Raw genomic sequence first — 14,655 nt, 5'->3', positions numbered from 1 at the left:
ATGCGGGCGGGGCGGTGAAAAACACGTCGGGCAAATATTTTTAAGATTTTGCCCTTCCATTTTTATTCCGCTCTGCTATAATTTTGCCTCGCAGCAGCAAGCGATAGTAGTAGAAGGAAAGGTGGCAGAGTGGTCGAATGCGCTGGACTCGAAATCCAGTGTACATCTTTGGTGTACCGTGAGTTCGAATCTCACCCTTTCCGCCAGAAAATGCAAAAAAGCTCCCGGAAGGGAGCTTTTTTCATTTGCGCAGCGGAAAGGAGTAAGCCGCCTGCGCGGCTTACGCGTGGGATTCGAAGACGCTGCGCATACTTGCGCGCGGGCGGCCTGCAAGATGTAGGCGAATCTCACCCTTTCCGCCAGAAAAAGTAAAAAAGCTCCCCAAGGGGGTGCCCCAAGGGGGAGCCCGCAAGGGAGCTTTTTTCATGGTAGCGCCCAATCCATGGTTGCTGGTTTGGGATGGTGAAAAAGGCTTTCAAGTTTATATCGTTTAGCCCTTCCGTTTTTTTGAGAGCCTGCTATAATCTCGCTCTCGCAGCAGCAAGCGACAGTAGTATTAGGAAAGGTGGCAGAGTGGTCGAATGCGCTGGACTCGAAATCCAGTGTACATCTTTGGTGTACCGTGAGTTCGAATCTCACCCTTTCCGCCAGAAAATGCAAAAAAGCTCCCGCAAGGGAGCTTTTTTCATTTTCGCCTCAAAAATCCCCATCTCATTCCCCTCCGGTTTTGCGGTTTCGCCCGCCTGAAGGCATACTCTTGCCTATGAAACAAATTATTTGGCGCAAATGAAGGAATCATCGGTGGAATCGAACAACAAGCCAGGCCCGGCAACCCAGCCAGTTGGCGCAAATAAACTGAAGGCGCCGCTGCTGCGCCGCAAACGCTGGCTGGTCGGCGCGGCCGGCGCGCTGGCCACCTACACGGTGGGCGGCTTCTGGCTGCTGCCGCAAGTGGTGCAGAGCCAGCTGCCCAAGTTCGCCCATAGCGAGCTGGAGCGCAACGCCAGCATCGGCGCGGTGCGCTTCAACCCCTTCACGCTGCGCCTGGAGGCCGACGACTTCCGCCTGGACGAGGCCAACGGCGCGCCGCTGTTCGCGGTCGGCAAGCTGGCCGTCGAGCTGAATTGGTCGTCCATCGTGCGCCGCGCCTGGAGCGTGGCCGAGGTGCGCGTCGGCGCGCCTCGCCTGCACCTGGCGATCGCGCCGGACGGCACCTTCAACATCGCGCAGTTGCTCGACACGCTGAACCGCCGGCCAAAGGAGCCGTCGAGCGGCATGCCGCGCCTGATCATCGGCCACTTCGCGCTGGAGCAGGGCAAGGTCGAGGTGAGCGACCGCCGCGCCGGCTACGCCGACACCATCACCCCCATCGATTTCGCGCTGAACAATCTGAGCACGCTGCCCGACCGCAACGGCGACTACACGCTCAGCGCCGACGCCACCCACGGCGGCAAGCTGCACTGGCGCGGCACGGCCGCGCTCAACCCGATCGGCGGCGGCGGCGAGCTGACGCTGGACCAGCTGGCCCTGCCGGGCCTGGCCTCCTACCTGAAGGCCTACACGCGCGTCAGCGTAAGCAGCGGCAAGCTGTCGGCCAAGCTGCCGTACCGCTTCGCCTACGCCGACGGCAAGCTCGACGCCAGCCTGAGCGGCGCCAGTCTGTCGCTGCGCGAGCTGGCGCTGGTGAACGACAAGGCCGGTGCGCCCTTCGCCAGCGTCAACGCCTTCGACATCAGCGATGTCGGCGCCGACCTGGCCGCGCACACCGTCACGATAGGCGGCGTTAGTTTGGCCGGCGCCAAGTTGGAGGCGCGCCGCAACGCCAAGGGCGAGCTCGACCTGGCGCAATTGATGATCGCCGCGCCAGCGCCTGGTGCCGTGGCGGCGCCCGCGTCAACTAAAACCCCGGCTTCGGCAACGGCGGCAACTGTCGCCGCGCCAACAGCAGCGGTAGCGACGACGATGGCTGCATCATCCGCGTCATCCGCTTCGGCCGCGTCATCCACATCAGCCGTCGCGGCATCGGCGGCGTCGTCCGCGTCAGCCCTCGCGGCGGCGGCCCCGGCGGGCAAGCCGGCGGCCGGCAGCGCCGGCAACTGGAAGGTGCAGCTCAAACAGCTGGCCGTCGAGCAGTTGGGGATGAGTCTGGTCGACGAGACCGTCAATCCGCCGCTGCGTGTCAGCGCCGACAACATCCAGTTGAAGCTGGCCTTGCAGGCCGAGCAGGCTGCCGCCGGCTTGAAAATGCGCGTCGCCGACGCCGCCTTCTCGTTGGCCGAGCTGAGCATGGTCAGCGGCAAGCAGGTGCCGCTCAAGCTGGCGCAACTGGGCTTCACCGGCGGCACGGTCGACCTGGCCGGACGCCAGCTCAGCGTCGACCGCGTCTACGCCGACGGCGGCCAATTGGATCTGACGCGCGACCGCAAGGGCCAGTTCATGTTCATGGGCCTGCTACCGAAGGCCGGCGCGTCGTCCGCAGCGCCAGTGCCAGCGGGCACGGCGTCGCCGGTATCGGCGAAGGCGAAGACGGCGCGGGTCGCCAGCGCGGCAACGGCGGCCGGCAAGGCCGGCATGGCGGACGCGGCAAACGCGGCAAACGCGGCAAACGCGGCAAACGCGGCCGGCGCCGGGGTGCCGGCGGGCGAAGGCGCCGCGCCCTGGAGCAGCAAGATCGGCAGCGTCGAGCTGAGCAAGTTCGGCGCGCTGTACGACGACCAGGGCAGCGGCATCAAGGTCAATCTGCAGGACTTCAACCTCAAGCTCGACGGTGTCAGCAACGACTTGAAGCAGGCGCTGCCGTTCAAGCTCGCCGTCGGCCTGCGCGAGGGTGGCCACATGACGGGGCAGGGCAAGATCGTGCCGGCCACCGGCGCGCTGGAATCGGACCTGCTGCTCAAGGGCCTGGCGCTGGCGCCGGTGCAGCCGCTGTTGGCCAAGCACGTCAAGCTGAAAATCGCCGGCGGCGTCATCAACGGACAGGGGCACCTGAGCAGCAGTGGCGCCGGCACGGCGAAGAATCCCACGCTGCGCTACGCCGGCATGTTCGAGGTGGCGGCCCTGCGCCTGAACGAGCAGGACAACGACCTGTTCGCCGCCTGGAAGACCGTGCGCGCCGACAAGTTGACCTTGAACATCGGCCCCGATTCACTCGACATCCCCGAGCTGCGCGTGGTCGAGCCGAACGCCAAACTGATCATCGAGGACGACCGCAGCCTCAACGCCCAGCGCCTGCTGGTGCGCTCGCCCGAAGAGGCCGCCACGGCGGCGGCATCCGCCTCGGCGGCCGCGACGGGCAAGGCCGCCGCGCCGGCGCCGACCGTGGCCACGGCGCCGACCCCGCTGAGCGCCAGCGCACAAACCGCCAAGGTGCCGGCCGCCAAGGTGCGGAACGCCAACGCGCAGGCCGCCATCGCGCCCGACGCCGACGCCGGCTTCCCCGTGCGCGTGCGCCGCCTGCGCCTGCAGAACGCCAAGCTCGACTTCACCGACCTGAGCCTGCGGCCCCAGTTCAGCGCCAAGATCTACGAGCTCAACGGCATCGTCAACGGCCTGTCGACGCGGCGCGACGCGCGCAGCCAGATCGAGCTCGACGGCCGCGTCGACGAGTTCGGCCTGGCCCGCGTGCGCGGCCAGCTGAACCCCTTCGTGCCGGCCGACAACACCGACCTGGACGTGGTGTTCAAGAACGTCGACATGGTCTCGGCCTCGCCGTACAGCATGAAGTTCGCCGGCTACAAGATCGCCGAGGGCAAGATCTCGCTCGACCTGCAGTACAAGGTGCGCGCCGGCGCGCTCGAGGGCAACAACCACATCGTGCTCGACAAGATGACCCTGGGCGAGCGCATCGACAGCCCGGACGCGCTCAAGCTGCCGCTCGAGCTGGCGCTGGCCATCCTCAAGGACAGCGACGGCCGCATCGACCTCGGCCTGCCGGTGGCGGGCAACCTGAACGATCCGCAGTTCAGCTACGGCGCGCTGGTGTGGAAGGCCGTCGGCAACGTGCTCGGCAAGGTGGTCACGGCGCCGTTCCGCGCCCTCGGCGCGCTGCTCGGCATCAACGGCGACAAGCTCGAGGCGGTCGACTTCGACGCCGGCAGCGCCCGCCTGCTGCCGCCCGAGCGCGAAAAGCTCAAGCAGGTGGCGCAGATCCTCGCCAAGCGCGCCCAGCTGTCGGTGACGGTGCCGGGCCAGTACAGCGAGGCCGTCGACGGCGCCGCGCTGCGCGAACAGGCGCTGCGCCGCAAGGCGACGGCGAAGGCCGGCATCAAGCTCGAGGCGGGCGAGGCGGCCGGTCCGCTCAACCTGGGCGAGCGCGCCATGCGCGGCGCGCTGCGCGACTTGTACGCGGAGCGCTTCGGCGCGGCCGAGCTGGACAAGCAGAAGAAGGCGGCCGAGGCCGCCGCCGCCGTCGCCGTCCCGGCCGGCGAGCAGGGCGGCGCCGCCAAGGCGCCGGCCAAGCTGCCGGTGTGGCAGCGCATGGGCAAGCTGATCCAGGGCGAGCCGCAGGTGGCCGACCCCGCCGCCTTCTACGGCAAGCTGCGCGAGCGGCTCGAGGCCAGCGAGGTGTTGCCGGCCGACGCGCTGGCCAAGCTGGGCGCGCAGCGCGCCGCCGCCATCGTCGCGGCGCTGGCCGAGGCCGGCGTCGACGCGGCCAGCGCGCGCGCCGGCGCGCCCGAGCCGGTCGGCGCCGAGGCCGGCAAGCAGGTCGCGCTCAAGCTGGGCTTGTCGGCCAAGTAGGGGGGGGCAAGCCAGCGGCGGAAACCCAGGGTCAGACCCTGGCGCCAAGGCGGGGAGTCTGCCCCTGGCTTGGTGCCTTTGGGTGGTTCTTAGGCCGCCGGCCTAGTCCAGGCCGTACTTGGCGGCGACGCGCTTCCAGGCCGGATCGTTGCGCATGGCGCCGACCACGGCGTCGAGCTCGCCGGCCAGCGCCGCGTCGCCGCTGGCCGAGAAGATGTAGCGCTCGAAGCGGGCATGCGGCTTGTTCGACAAATACAGCGTGGTGCGCACCGGGCTTTGTTCGCCGAGCTGCTTGAGCAGGTAGCGGTAGGTCGACATCGGCATGATCGTCACGTCGGCCTTGCCGGAGGCCACCTTGCGCAGATTGGACAACTCCTCGTTGGCGTTCTCGCGCTGGATGTCCTTGCCGAAACGGTCCTCGAAGCCGGCGTACTTGTTGCCCAGCACGCCGGCGAACTTCAGCCTTGAGCGAGTCGGTGTCGACGTACTCGAGCTTTTTGCTGTTGAGCGAGACGACGGCGTTGGCGTCGTTCATCAGCCCCGGCGTCCAGTGGTATTTCTTCTTGTCCTTGTCGTCGACGAACAGCGGATTGAGGAACAGCACGATGCCCTTGAAGGCGGCGTCCTTGTCCAGCGTCTGGTTGAGTTTGTCGCGCGACAGGTTGGTGATCTGGAAGGCGTACTTGCCCTTGAGCTTCTCGTTCAGATAGGCCACCAGATCGGCGCCCAGGCCGCCGCCCTCGACCACGAAGGGCACCGCCTGGTAGGAGTTGTAGGCCGGCAGCGTCTCGACCGCGACGGCCGGCGCGGCCGCCAGCGCCAGGGCGGCGGCGGTGGCGAGGCCGCCGGCGCCGTGGCGCAGATGGCGGAACAAGGAGTGACTGGTGTGCATGGGGTCTCCGATCGAAGGGGGGGCGGCCGCGACGTGGTGGCGGCGCTGCGGGCGCTGCGGTGGCGCCTGTCCGATCATATCCGATGCCCGGCGGCAAGACCATCGCCGTATGCCGGCTTGTGGACGCGCCGCGACGGATGCGCAATCGGACGTGGCGCGGGGCGCCGGGCTGGCTATAATTTCAGGGTTCATTGGCGCCGTCGCGGCGCCAAGCTTGTCCACGACAAGGCCTTCCAGCGATTTCCCACAACGCCGCGCGACAGGGCGGCAAGTCCGAGGTGAGCCATGCGCAGCGACCACATTGCCTTCCCGTTCAGTGCGCGCCGGCCCGCGTTGCCGGCCCTGTTGCTGGCCTGCGCCATCGCCGCCATCGCCGCCGCCAGCGCGCCGGCGGGCGCGGCGGCGGCCGGCGGCGAGTTCGCCGACATGTCGATCGAGCAGCTCGGCGAGGTCGTCATCACCTCGCTGTCGCGCCAGGAGGAGCGGCTCGGCGAGGCGGCGGCGGCGGTGTTCGTCATCAGCGCCGAGGACATCCGCCGCAGCGGCGCGCGCACGCTGCCCGAGGCGCTGCGGCTGGCGCCCAATCTGCAGGTGGCCAGGGTGGACGCGCGCAACTACGCGATCACCGCGCGTGGCTTCAACAGCCCGTTCGAGAACAAGCTGCTGATGCTGATCGACGGCCGCAGCGTGTATTCGCCGCTGTTCTCCGGCGTGTACTGGGACGTGCAGGACGTGGTGATGGAGGACGTCGCCCGCATCGAGGTCATCAGCGGGCCGGGCGCGACGATCTGGGGCGCCAACGCCGTCAACGGCGTCATCAACGTCATCACCCGGCCGGCCGGCGACAGCCAGGGCGGCCTGCTCGCCGCCAGCGCCGGCGGGCGCGAGCAGGACGGCGCGCTGCGCTACGGCGGCGCGCTGCCGGCCGACGGCCGCTACCGCGTCTACGCCAAGTACGCCCGCGCCGACGCCACCGAGACCACCCGTGGCGTCGACACGGTGACCGGCTGGCGGCGCGTCCAGGGCGGCTTCCGCGCCGACTGGGCGCTGGCGCCCGGCGCCCTGACCCTGTCCGGCGACGCCTACGACGGCGCGCTGGGCCAGGCCCGCACGGTCGACATCCTGGTTTCCGGCGCCAACCTGCAGGCCAGCCTGAGGCGCAAGCTGGACGGCGGCGCCGAGCTGCGCCTGCAGGCCATCCTCGACCACACCGAGCGCAACCAGCCGAACGCCTTCGTCGAGCGGCTCGACACGCTGACGCTGGAGGCGCAGCACAGTCTGCGCCTGGCCGGCGGCCACAACGTCACCTGGGGCGGCGGCTACCGCCAAGCGCGGGACAGGGTGGAAAACGGCCCGCTGTTCGCCTTCCTGCCGGGCGACAGCACGCTGCGCTGGGCCAACCTGTTCGCCCAGGACGAGCTGGCGCTGCGCCCGGCGCTGCGCCTGACGGCCGGCCTGAAGCTCGAACGCAACAACTACACCGGCCTCGAGCTGCTGCCCAACCTGCGCCTGGCCTGGACGCCGGCCGCCGGCCAGCTCTGGTGGACCAGCCTGAGCCGCAGCGTGCGCGCGCCCTCGCGCATCGACCGCGACCTGTTTGCGCCGGGCAAGCCGGTGATCATCGCCGGCAAGCCGTTCTACGCCCTGGCCGGCGGGCCGCAGTTCGCCTCCGAGGTGGCCAAGGTGCTGGAGCTGGGCTACCGCGCCCAGCCGCGTCCGCAATGGTCGTACTCGCTCACCGCCTACGTCGCCGAGTACGACAAGCTGCGCACGCTGGAGCCGCACCCCGGCGCCTCCTCGCTGTTCAGCAACATGGGCGAAGGCCGTTCGCGCGGGCTGGAGGCCTGGGGCCGCTGGCAGGCGGCGCCGAGCTGGCGCCTGAGCGGCGGCCTGGTGCTGCAGCACGTCGCGACCCGGCTCAAGCCCGGCAGCCACGACGCCAGCGGCGACACCGGCCTGGCCACCAACGACCCGAACCTGCATTGGAGCCTGCGCTCCTCGCACGAGCTGTCCGAGCATTGCCAGCTCGACCTGAGCCTGCGCCACACCGGCAAGCTGCCGCGTCCGGCCGTGCCGGCCTACTACGAGATGGACGCGCAGTTGCTGTGGCGGCTACGGCCCGACCTCGACCTGGCCCTGCTGGGGCAGAACCTGTTGCACGCGCGCCACCACGAGTTCGGCGCCGAGGCCACCAGCAGCGTCTTCGAGCGCAGCGTGTTGCTCAGGCTGAGCAAGCGCTTCTGACGGCCCGGCGCAGCGGCGCGCCGCCGGGCGGCGCATGCGGGTAAGCTGGCGTGGTGTCGGCGCGGCGGGCCGGACTCCGGCCGCCGCCGCCGCAAGCTTGCCACCGAACCGGGAGGAACCACGATGCCGAGTATTCATCCGCACCATCCGCACCATCCGCAGCACGCGCCGGCGACGCCGCCAAACCGCGTGCCGCCGGCCGCGCCGCGCGCCCACAGCACGCCGGAGCCGGACCAGCCGAAGCCGCAACCGGACAAGGCGCCGCCGCCCGACGACATGCCGTTGCCGGAGCAGGCGCCGATCGAGGAGCCGCAGCCGCCCAAGCCGCCGATCAAGACCTGAGCGGTGCCGCGCACGTGTCCATGCCTGCGCCGGACCGCGGCAGCGGCGGGATGCGGCGGATCTGCTCCTCGGTGTCGCGCTCGCCCGGGGTCTTCTCGCCGCTGCCGATGTCGGGCTCGTCGAGGAAGTGGCCGCCCGCCGGCCCTGGCCGCCTATGCGGCCGCCTCGGCCGCCTGTCTGGCGCCGGCGCCTGGGCCGGCTGCTCGCCTGGTTTCATGTCGACCTCGCATTGCCGATTGTCGTTCCGAGCATGCTAGCAGCTCGGCGAAACGGACGGCGCGCGTCACTTGTTGCCATCGGCCGTGTACGGAGCGACATTGTTTTGCTGCGCACTGTGTTGCTTTGCGGATATATATTTTCGAAATTGTGTCGGCTGTCACAATACGGTCACTGAACAGTTTCTATAATTTAGACATGACAACTTCTAGTCGCCACGGAGGCCATGATGGGCAATTCACTACACAACAAAATCTACCTCGGCCGCCGCAGCGTCGCGCTGCTGCAGAACCGCCGCGTGCAAGCCTGGTTGTGCCTCGGCGCCTTCGCCAGCATCGGCCTGGTGTGGCTGGCGATCCGCAATTTCAAGTGACACGTCCCGGCCGACGCGGCCGGCAGGGCGACGCATTACCTTGCCGTGACCGCGCCGGGCGCGTACCATGAGGGCCGCAGCAGTCTCCCATGGAAAAATACGGCAATGAAGAACGAGAAATTAACGCAAGACGAATACGACGCACTGAACGAAGTGGCGCGCGGCCTCAAGGGCGACCGCGTCAGCGCCTGCGTCGGACGCAACACCAAACGCCTGTCCGGCATCAAGCTGCTCAGCTTCGACAAGAAGGGCCGCCTGTCGCTGACCGACAAGGGCCAGCAGACCATCTTCGTGCGCCGCTGCATCATCGGCCTGCGCGCCGTGCTGGCCGATCCGCTCAGCCAGCTCGACGCCGACGTCGCCACCTTCCTCGGCAAGAAGGCGCACATCCTGCCGCGCGAAGACGGCAGCGGTTTCGACATCACCGACAAGGGCCGCGAATCGCTGGCCGACATCGCCAGCCAGGGCCTGTAAGCGCGTCCCGGCGGTGGCAAGAAACGAAAAAGGCGTTCATGCGAACGCCTTTTTTGCATTTGCGGCCGGGTGCGGCCGGGCCGCGCCGGCTCAGCTGATCGCCGTGGCCTGCGACCACACCACCTGCCACACGCCGTCGCGGCACTCGTAGGCGTCGGTGTGCCAGTACTGCGCCGGCGCGACGTGGTGGCCGCCGAACACCACCTCCAGCTGGGCCTGGTAGCGCAGCAGGGCGATATGCGCGTGCACGCGGATCTCGATGGCGCCCGGCTCCCACTGCAGATACTTGATGTGGCCGGCGGCGATGGCGCCCAGGTACTCGTCCTTGGACAGCGCCTTGCCGATCGGCGTGATCAGCTGGAAGTCGGCGGCGTGCAGCGGCCGCGCCGTCGCCATGTCGGCCGCGACCAGGGCCTGCAGGCGGGTACGCTCGGCCGTGCAGATGTGGTCGGCCAGCGAGCCGAGCTGTTCGTCGATGGGGAAGGTGGCGCTCATTGCGGCTTTCGAAAAGGGGCGGTGGGACGGTTGCTTCGGGCGAATCATAGCCGATGGCAACACTGTCAAAATACACACATTATCACCGAGGCCGGCGACGCTGGACTTGGGCGCGGCGCGATGGTAGAGTTATTTTTCTATTAATCTTGCCGAGGTCCATCATGCCGAACACTCCGCTGCTTTCCCTGACCCTGGCGCTGTGGCTATGCGCGCTGGACGCCAAGGCCCAGGTCAAGCCGCTCAGCGGCATGGCGGGGCAGGGCAAGGAGACCAGCGTCGCGGTCGACATCAACGCCCGCGGCCAGGTGGTCGGCGTGATCGAGGACGAGGACGGCAGGCAGCGCGCGGTGATGCTCGACAAGGTGCTGCGCGAGCTGGGCACGCTGGGCGGCAGCGACAGCTTCAGCAAGGGCATCAACGCCGACGGCGTGGTGGTCGGCTCGGCGCAGGACGGCGCCGGCCGCTGGCGCGCCTTCCTCTACCGCCACGGCGAGCCGATGCGCGACCTGGGCACCCTGGGTGGGCGCAGCAGCTACGGCACCGGCGTCAACGCGGCCGGCCAGGCGGTCGGCTTCGCCGACACCGCCGCCGACGACTTCCACGCCTTCCTGGTCGGCGTCGACGGCAAGATGGTCGACCTGGGCACGCTGGGCGGCAACATCAGCTACGCCGCCGGCATCAACGCGCGCGGCGAGGTGGTCGGCACGGCGGCGCTGGCCGACGGCTACCGGCGCGCCTTCCTGTACCGGCCCGGCGCCGGCATGCGCGAGCTGGGCACGCTGGGCGGGCGCTCCAGCGCCGCCAGCGCCGTCAACGACGCCGGCCAGGTGGTGGGCGCCTCGGAAATGCCCGACCGGCGCTGGCACGCCTTCCTGCACGACGGCGCCAAGATGGTCGACCTGGGCGCGCTGATCGGCTACGGCAACAGCTACGCCACCGGCATCAACGCCGCCGGCCACGTGGTCGGCACCATCCTGCTGGGCGAGGAGCGCCGCTCCTTTGTCTACCGCGACGGCAAGATGCTGGTGCACCAGGCGGGCAAGGGCTTGTATTTGACCAACGCCATCAACGACGACGAGCTGGTGATCGGCGCCACCTTCTTCAGCAAGCGCTACGCGGCGGCGACCATGCAGTCGAACGCCACGCCGGTGGTGCCCAAGGGCAGCCGCGACTTCATCGCCTTGATGGGTTTCGTGGTGACGATGGCGGTCGGCGCGGTGCTGCTGCGCCGGCGCTATCGCGGCATCGAGCTGAGCAAGGGGCGGATGTTGCGCATGTGAGCGCCGCTGCGGTGGTTACAAGGTGCGCAGGTAGGCCAGCAGGTCGGCGAGCTGCTGCTCGTTGCCGATGCCCCAGAAGCGCATCTTGGTGTCGGGCACCACGTCGCCCGGCGCCTTGAGGAAGGCGGCCAAGGCGGCCTCGTTCCACACGATGTTGGATTTCTTCATCGCCGCCGAGTAGGCGTAGTCGGTGGCGGCGGCGCGGCGGCCGACGATGCCGTTGAGCTGCGGACCGAAGCCGCCGCGCGCCGACGGGCCGACCTGGTGGCAGGAGGCGCATTTGTTGAAGGCGGCTTTTCCGGCTACGGCGTCGCCGCTCGGCTTGGCGCCGGCGGCCTGGCTCGGCGCCGCCAAGCCGCCCAGTGTCAGCGCCAGCAGCACGGGCAGGAAAGCCTGCGGGAACGGGGGCGGGAACGCGGGCAGAAACGCGGACAGCGGCGGAGCGGTTGGCGGCAGTGGCGCGCGGCCCAAGGTCGGGGCCGGCAGGGGAGGTCTATGCATGGTGGTTGGCGCGAATAATGTCCCCCCGGCGGCGGCCGGGGAGGACGGGGTCTGGTGTCGACCCGTATTATCGCGCAGCGGGGGCGAAGCCGTCGGCGCTGATCTCCAACTCGGTCACCTCGCCGTACTTGGCGGCGATGGCGCGGATCGCCTCGGACTTGCCGACCAGCACGGTCTGCAGCTTGTCGCGCGGGAAGTGGCGCTCGACCAGCAGCTTGGCCTTGGCCGGCGTCAGGCTGTCGACGTCGCGCATGAAGTTGTCGATCTGCTCGCGGCCGACCTGGAAGGCGTACATGTCGCCCAGCAGGCCCGCCAGTTGCTCGCCGGTCTCGAAGCGCGGCGGGAACTGGCCCTTGACGTAGGCCTTGGCCGAGTCCAGGGTGGCCTGGTCGATGCCGCGCGTCCACAGCCGCTGGTAGGTCTGGTGCGCCAAGGCCAGCGCCGCCTCGGTCTTGGGCAGGGCGGTGAAGCTGGAGATGGCGAAGGTGCCGCTCTGGCCCAGCGTGGCGAACTCGCTGCGCGCGCCGTAGGTCAGGCCGGAGTTGACGCGCAGCTCGTCGTTGAGCCAGGACGTGAAGCGCCCGCCCAGGATGGTGTTGAGCACCTGCAGCGGCACGTAGTCCGGGTCGTTGCGGGCGATGCCGGCGCCGCCGATGAGGAAGGTGGTCTCGATCGCGTCGGGCTTGTTGACCAGCCAGACGCGCGCCTTGTCGGCCCGCACCTTGCCGTTGTCCTGCGCCGCCGGCGGACTGCCGACCGCGCGCCAGGCGCCGAACAGCGACTCGATCTGGCGCCGCATCTCGGCCGCCTGGAAATCGCCGACCACGACGATGGCGGCGTTGTCCGGCCGGTAGTAGCGCTGGTGGAAGCTTTTCACGTCGGCCTGCTGCAGCGCGGCCACGCTGGCCACCGTGCCGCCGGCCGGGTTGGCGTAGGCGCCGGCGCCGAACAGCATGCTGCGGTAGTAGTTGCCGACGACGTTGCGCGGGCTTTCCTTGGCCTGCTTGAGGCCGTTGACCTTGCGTTCGCGCAGCTTGGCCAGCTCGGCCGCGTCGAAGCCGGGCCGCTGCACCATCTCGGCGAACAGCGGCAGCAGGGCGGCGGCGTCGGCCTTGGCGAAGTTGGCCTGCAGGGTGCTCTGCTCGCTGCCGGCGGCGCCGGCCAGGCGGGCGCCGCGGAAGTCGAAGGCCTGGTCGATGGCGGCCTTGGGATGGGCCGCGCTGCCCAGCAACAGGGCGTCGCCGGTCAGGTTGGACAGGCCGGCTTGGGCGGCGTCGTTGACGGCGCCGGCCTTGACCACGGCGCGCACCGAGATCAGCGGCACCTCGTGGCGCTCCATCAGGTAGACGGTCAGGCCGTTGGCCAGGCGCGCCGTTTCGAAGGCGGGCAGGCGGAATTCGGCGGCGGCGGCGGCGCCGGCGGCGCCGGTGGCCAGGCCGGCGCCGGCCAATAGGCTAATGTGCAACAGGGTTTTCATCGCTCAGTCCTCCTTCGCGGCGAGCACGGCAACGGTGCGCTGCGATTTTTTCAAGTATTTGGCGGCGACCGCCTGGATGTCGGCCGGCGTCAGTTTTTCATACGCGGCCGGGGCCTCGAACAGCTTGTTGTAGCCGCCGAAGAAGACCTCGTAGTTGCCCAGCTGCTGGGCCTTGCCGTTGATGGTCTCCTGCGCGCGGTACAGGTTGAGCAGCTTCTGGTTCTTGACCTTCTGCAGCTCCTCGGCGCCGACGCCGTTGCGCACCACGTTGTCGAGCTCGGCCAGCAGAGCCTGCTCCAGCTTGGCCGGCTCGACCTTGGCGGCGGCCACCGCGTACAGGTAGAGCAGGCCGGGGTCGAAGCCGTCCAGGCTGTCGGAGCCGACCTGGGTCGCCAGTTGCTGCTCGACCAGGGCGCGGTAGAGGCGCGAGGTCTTGCCGTCGGTGAGCAGACTCTGCAACACGTCGAGGGCGTAGTGGTCGGCGTGGTGGATGGCCGGCACCTTGTAGGCCACCAACAGGTTCGGCGCGCTGACCGACTCCTTGGCGACGAAGACGCGGCGCTCGCCCTTTTGCTCCGGCTCGACGGTGCGCACGGCCGGCGGCAGCGCGCGCTTGGGGATGGCGCCGAAATACTTGGTGGCCAGCTGGCGCACCCGCTCGAACTGGACGTCGCCGACGATGACGGCGACGGCGTTGTTGGGCGAATAGTAGGTGTTGAAGTAGCGCACCAGGTCGTCCTGGGTCCAGGCCTTGATGTCGGACTCGTTGCCGATCACCGACCAGGAATACGGGTGGGCGCTGAAGGCGACGCTGTTGAGCTCCTCCTGCAGCAGGCGCACGTTGGAGTTCTCCAGCCCGGTGCTGCGCTCGGACAACACCACGCCGCGCTCGCTGGCGACCATCTTCGGGTCGATGCTGAGGTGGGCGATGCGGTCGCTTTCCAAGGTGAACACGGTCTCCAGCGAGGCGGCCGGGAACCAGTCCTGGTAGACCGTCACGTCGTTGCTGGTGTAGGCGTTGTTGGAGCCGCCCTTGGCCTCCATGGTGCGGTCGAACATTTTCGGGCCGAAGTGCTTGGAGCCGTTGAACATCATGTGCTCGAAGAAATGCGACAGGCCGGTGATGCCGGGCGCCTCGTTGCGCGAGCCGACCTTCCAGAAGGTGTACATATTGGCGTTCGGGATGGTGCTGCTTTCGAGCACGATGAACTTCATGCCGTTGGCCAGCGTGAACGATTTCACTTGCTCGGCGGCCAGCGCGTGCGCGGCGCCGGCCAGTCCGAACAGGACGCTGGCGGCCAGGACTTTCCACTTCATAAGGCTTCCTTTCGGGGGAGGGGACAGAAGGGGCCAAGGATACGATATTTTTCGGGGGAAAGTAGGCCTATTTGATAACTGTTTGCCAGCAATGGCGGGAGCGGCTAGTGTAGTGTTGCGTTCTTGGGGGCGCAGATAAAAATGATGCATTTGCCCGCCAGGCTAGGCGCCAACCGGAGCGATAGCGGGCTATCGCGAGGATTGGCAACGACGCATGGCGGGCAAAGGCGCATTTTTATGCGTCAACAAGGACGCAACACTACACTGATATGATGTGGATCAAGTCCCGCGAAAACTACTTCAAGCA

13 protein-coding genes and 2 tRNA genes are annotated in these 14,655 nt (G+C 68.4%); 9 read left to right on the top strand and 6 right to left on the bottom strand.

The genetic code is table 11. The features are described 5' to 3' along the window. The first annotated feature begins 115 nt into the window (after positions 1-115). From QC826_RS18760 to QC826_RS18750, 3 genes are all read left to right on the top strand, one after another. A tRNA-Ser gene (locus tag QC826_RS18760) sits at positions 116-206 on the top strand. Between the two features lie 353 nt (positions 207-559). Continuing rightward, positions 560-650, top strand: a tRNA-Ser gene (locus tag QC826_RS18755). A 151-nt stretch (positions 651-801) separates the two neighbouring features. Continuing rightward, positions 802-4,737 (top strand): DUF748 domain-containing protein, encoded by a 3,936-nt coding sequence (locus QC826_RS18750; RefSeq protein WP_279761934.1) that lies wholly within the window; start codon positions 802-804, stop codon positions 4,735-4,737. 102 nt (positions 4,738-4,839) lie between these two features. Here the strand turns inward: QC826_RS18750 and QC826_RS18745 are convergent, their stop codons facing one another. Then, positions 4,840-5,184, bottom strand: coding sequence for a transporter substrate-binding domain-containing protein (locus QC826_RS18745; protein WP_279761933.1), 345 nt, complete (start codon positions 5,182-5,184; stop codon positions 4,840-4,842). Between QC826_RS18745 and QC826_RS18740 the strand changes: the two genes are divergently transcribed. From QC826_RS18740 to QC826_RS18730, 3 genes are all read left to right on the top strand, one after another. Next, positions 5,171-5,911 carry a hypothetical protein gene (locus tag QC826_RS18740; protein ID WP_279761932.1) on the top strand — a complete coding sequence of 247 codons (741 nt, stop codon included), beginning with the start codon at positions 5,171-5,173 and terminating at the stop codon, positions 5,909-5,911. The two genes, QC826_RS18745 and QC826_RS18740, sit on opposite strands and share 14 nt — an antisense overlap. A gap of 3 nt (positions 5,912-5,914) precedes the next feature. Beyond that, positions 5,915-7,873 carry a TonB-dependent receptor plug domain-containing protein gene (locus QC826_RS18735; RefSeq protein WP_279761931.1) on the top strand — a complete coding sequence of 653 codons (1,959 nt, stop codon included), beginning with the start codon at positions 5,915-5,917 and terminating at the stop codon, positions 7,871-7,873. Between the two features lie 123 nt (positions 7,874-7,996). Continuing rightward, the gene (locus tag QC826_RS18730; protein WP_093390782.1) at positions 7,997-8,215 is read left to right on the top strand and encodes a hypothetical protein; all 219 of its coding nucleotides are present in this window, start codon (positions 7,997-7,999) and stop codon (positions 8,213-8,215) included. Here the strand turns inward: QC826_RS18730 and QC826_RS18725 are convergent. Continuing rightward, positions 8,205-8,432, bottom strand: coding sequence for a hypothetical protein (locus tag QC826_RS18725; protein ID WP_279761930.1), 228 nt, complete (start codon positions 8,430-8,432; stop codon positions 8,205-8,207). The two genes, QC826_RS18730 and QC826_RS18725, sit on opposite strands and share 11 nt — an antisense overlap. 225 nt (positions 8,433-8,657) lie before the next feature. Between QC826_RS18725 and QC826_RS18720 the strand changes: the two genes are divergently transcribed. Beyond that, positions 8,658-8,804, top strand: coding sequence for a hypothetical protein (locus QC826_RS18720; RefSeq protein ID WP_279761929.1), 147 nt, complete (start codon positions 8,658-8,660; stop codon positions 8,802-8,804). Positions 8,805-8,909: 105 nt separating this feature from the next. Continuing rightward, the gene (locus tag QC826_RS18715; protein WP_093390784.1) at positions 8,910-9,278 is read left to right on the top strand and encodes a hypothetical protein; all 369 of its coding nucleotides are present in this window, start codon (positions 8,910-8,912) and stop codon (positions 9,276-9,278) included. A gap of 90 nt (positions 9,279-9,368) precedes the next feature. Here QC826_RS18715 and QC826_RS18710 read toward each other — a convergent pair whose 3' ends face one another. Next, positions 9,369-9,773 carry a nuclear transport factor 2 family protein gene (locus QC826_RS18710; RefSeq protein WP_093390785.1) on the bottom strand — a complete coding sequence of 135 codons (405 nt, stop codon included), beginning with the start codon at positions 9,771-9,773 and terminating at the stop codon, positions 9,369-9,371. Between the two features lie 161 nt (positions 9,774-9,934). On the opposite strand from QC826_RS18710, the gene QC826_RS18705 reads away from it, so the two are divergent. Next, positions 9,935-11,053, top strand: a complete 1,119-nt coding sequence (locus QC826_RS18705) for an HAF repeat-containing protein (protein WP_279761928.1) — start codon at positions 9,935-9,937, stop codon at positions 11,051-11,053. Positions 11,054-11,068: 15 nt separating this feature from the next. On the opposite strand, the gene QC826_RS18700 is transcribed toward QC826_RS18705, so the two are convergent. The 3 genes from QC826_RS18700 to QC826_RS18690 form a co-directional block, all read right to left on the bottom strand. Beyond that, positions 11,069-11,431, bottom strand: a complete 363-nt coding sequence (locus QC826_RS18700) for a c-type cytochrome (protein ID WP_409567891.1) — start codon at positions 11,429-11,431, stop codon at positions 11,069-11,071. Between the two features lie 190 nt (positions 11,432-11,621). Continuing rightward, positions 11,622-13,019, bottom strand: coding sequence for a pitrilysin family protein (locus QC826_RS18695; protein WP_279761927.1), 1,398 nt, complete (start codon positions 13,017-13,019; stop codon positions 11,622-11,624). Between the two features lie 15 nt (positions 13,020-13,034). Continuing rightward, on the bottom strand, positions 13,035-14,348 hold the full coding sequence (locus tag QC826_RS18690) for a M16 family metallopeptidase (protein ID WP_279761926.1): 1,314 nt from the start codon (positions 14,346-14,348) through the stop codon (positions 13,035-13,037). Positions 14,349-14,655: the final 307 nt, after the last annotated feature.

The organism is Rugamonas sp. DEMB1 (assembly GCF_029834475.1).
Lineage (GTDB): Bacteria > Pseudomonadota > Gammaproteobacteria > Burkholderiales > Burkholderiaceae_D > Rugamonas > Rugamonas rubra.
The sequence above is the reverse complement of the archived record's forward strand: the minus strand, read 5'-3'. Positions and strand labels throughout refer to the sequence as shown.

Bases quoted from the DNA above. Each gene is read 5' to 3' on its own strand.
- QC826_RS18690 (WP_279761926.1), bottom strand. From the start codon at position 14,348: ATGAAGTGGAAAGTCCTGGCCGCCAGCGTCCTGTTCGGACTGGCCGGC.
- QC826_RS18705 (WP_279761928.1), top strand. From the start codon at position 9,935: ATGCCGAACACTCCGCTGCTTTCCCTGACCCTGGCGCTGTGGCTATGC.
- QC826_RS18730 (WP_093390782.1), top strand. From the start codon at position 7,997: ATGCCGAGTATTCATCCGCACCATCCGCACCATCCGCAGCACGCGCCG.
- QC826_RS18735 (WP_279761931.1), top strand. From the start codon at position 5,915: ATGCGCAGCGACCACATTGCCTTCCCGTTCAGTGCGCGCCGGCCCGCG.
- QC826_RS18715 (WP_093390784.1), top strand. From the start codon at position 8,910: ATGAAGAACGAGAAATTAACGCAAGACGAATACGACGCACTGAACGAA.
- QC826_RS18725 (WP_279761930.1), bottom strand. From the start codon at position 8,432: ATGAAACCAGGCGAGCAGCCGGCCCAGGCGCCGGCGCCAGACAGGCGG.
- QC826_RS18710 (WP_093390785.1), bottom strand. From the start codon at position 9,773: ATGAGCGCCACCTTCCCCATCGACGAACAGCTCGGCTCGCTGGCCGAC.
- QC826_RS18720 (WP_279761929.1), top strand. From the start codon at position 8,658: ATGATGGGCAATTCACTACACAACAAAATCTACCTCGGCCGCCGCAGC.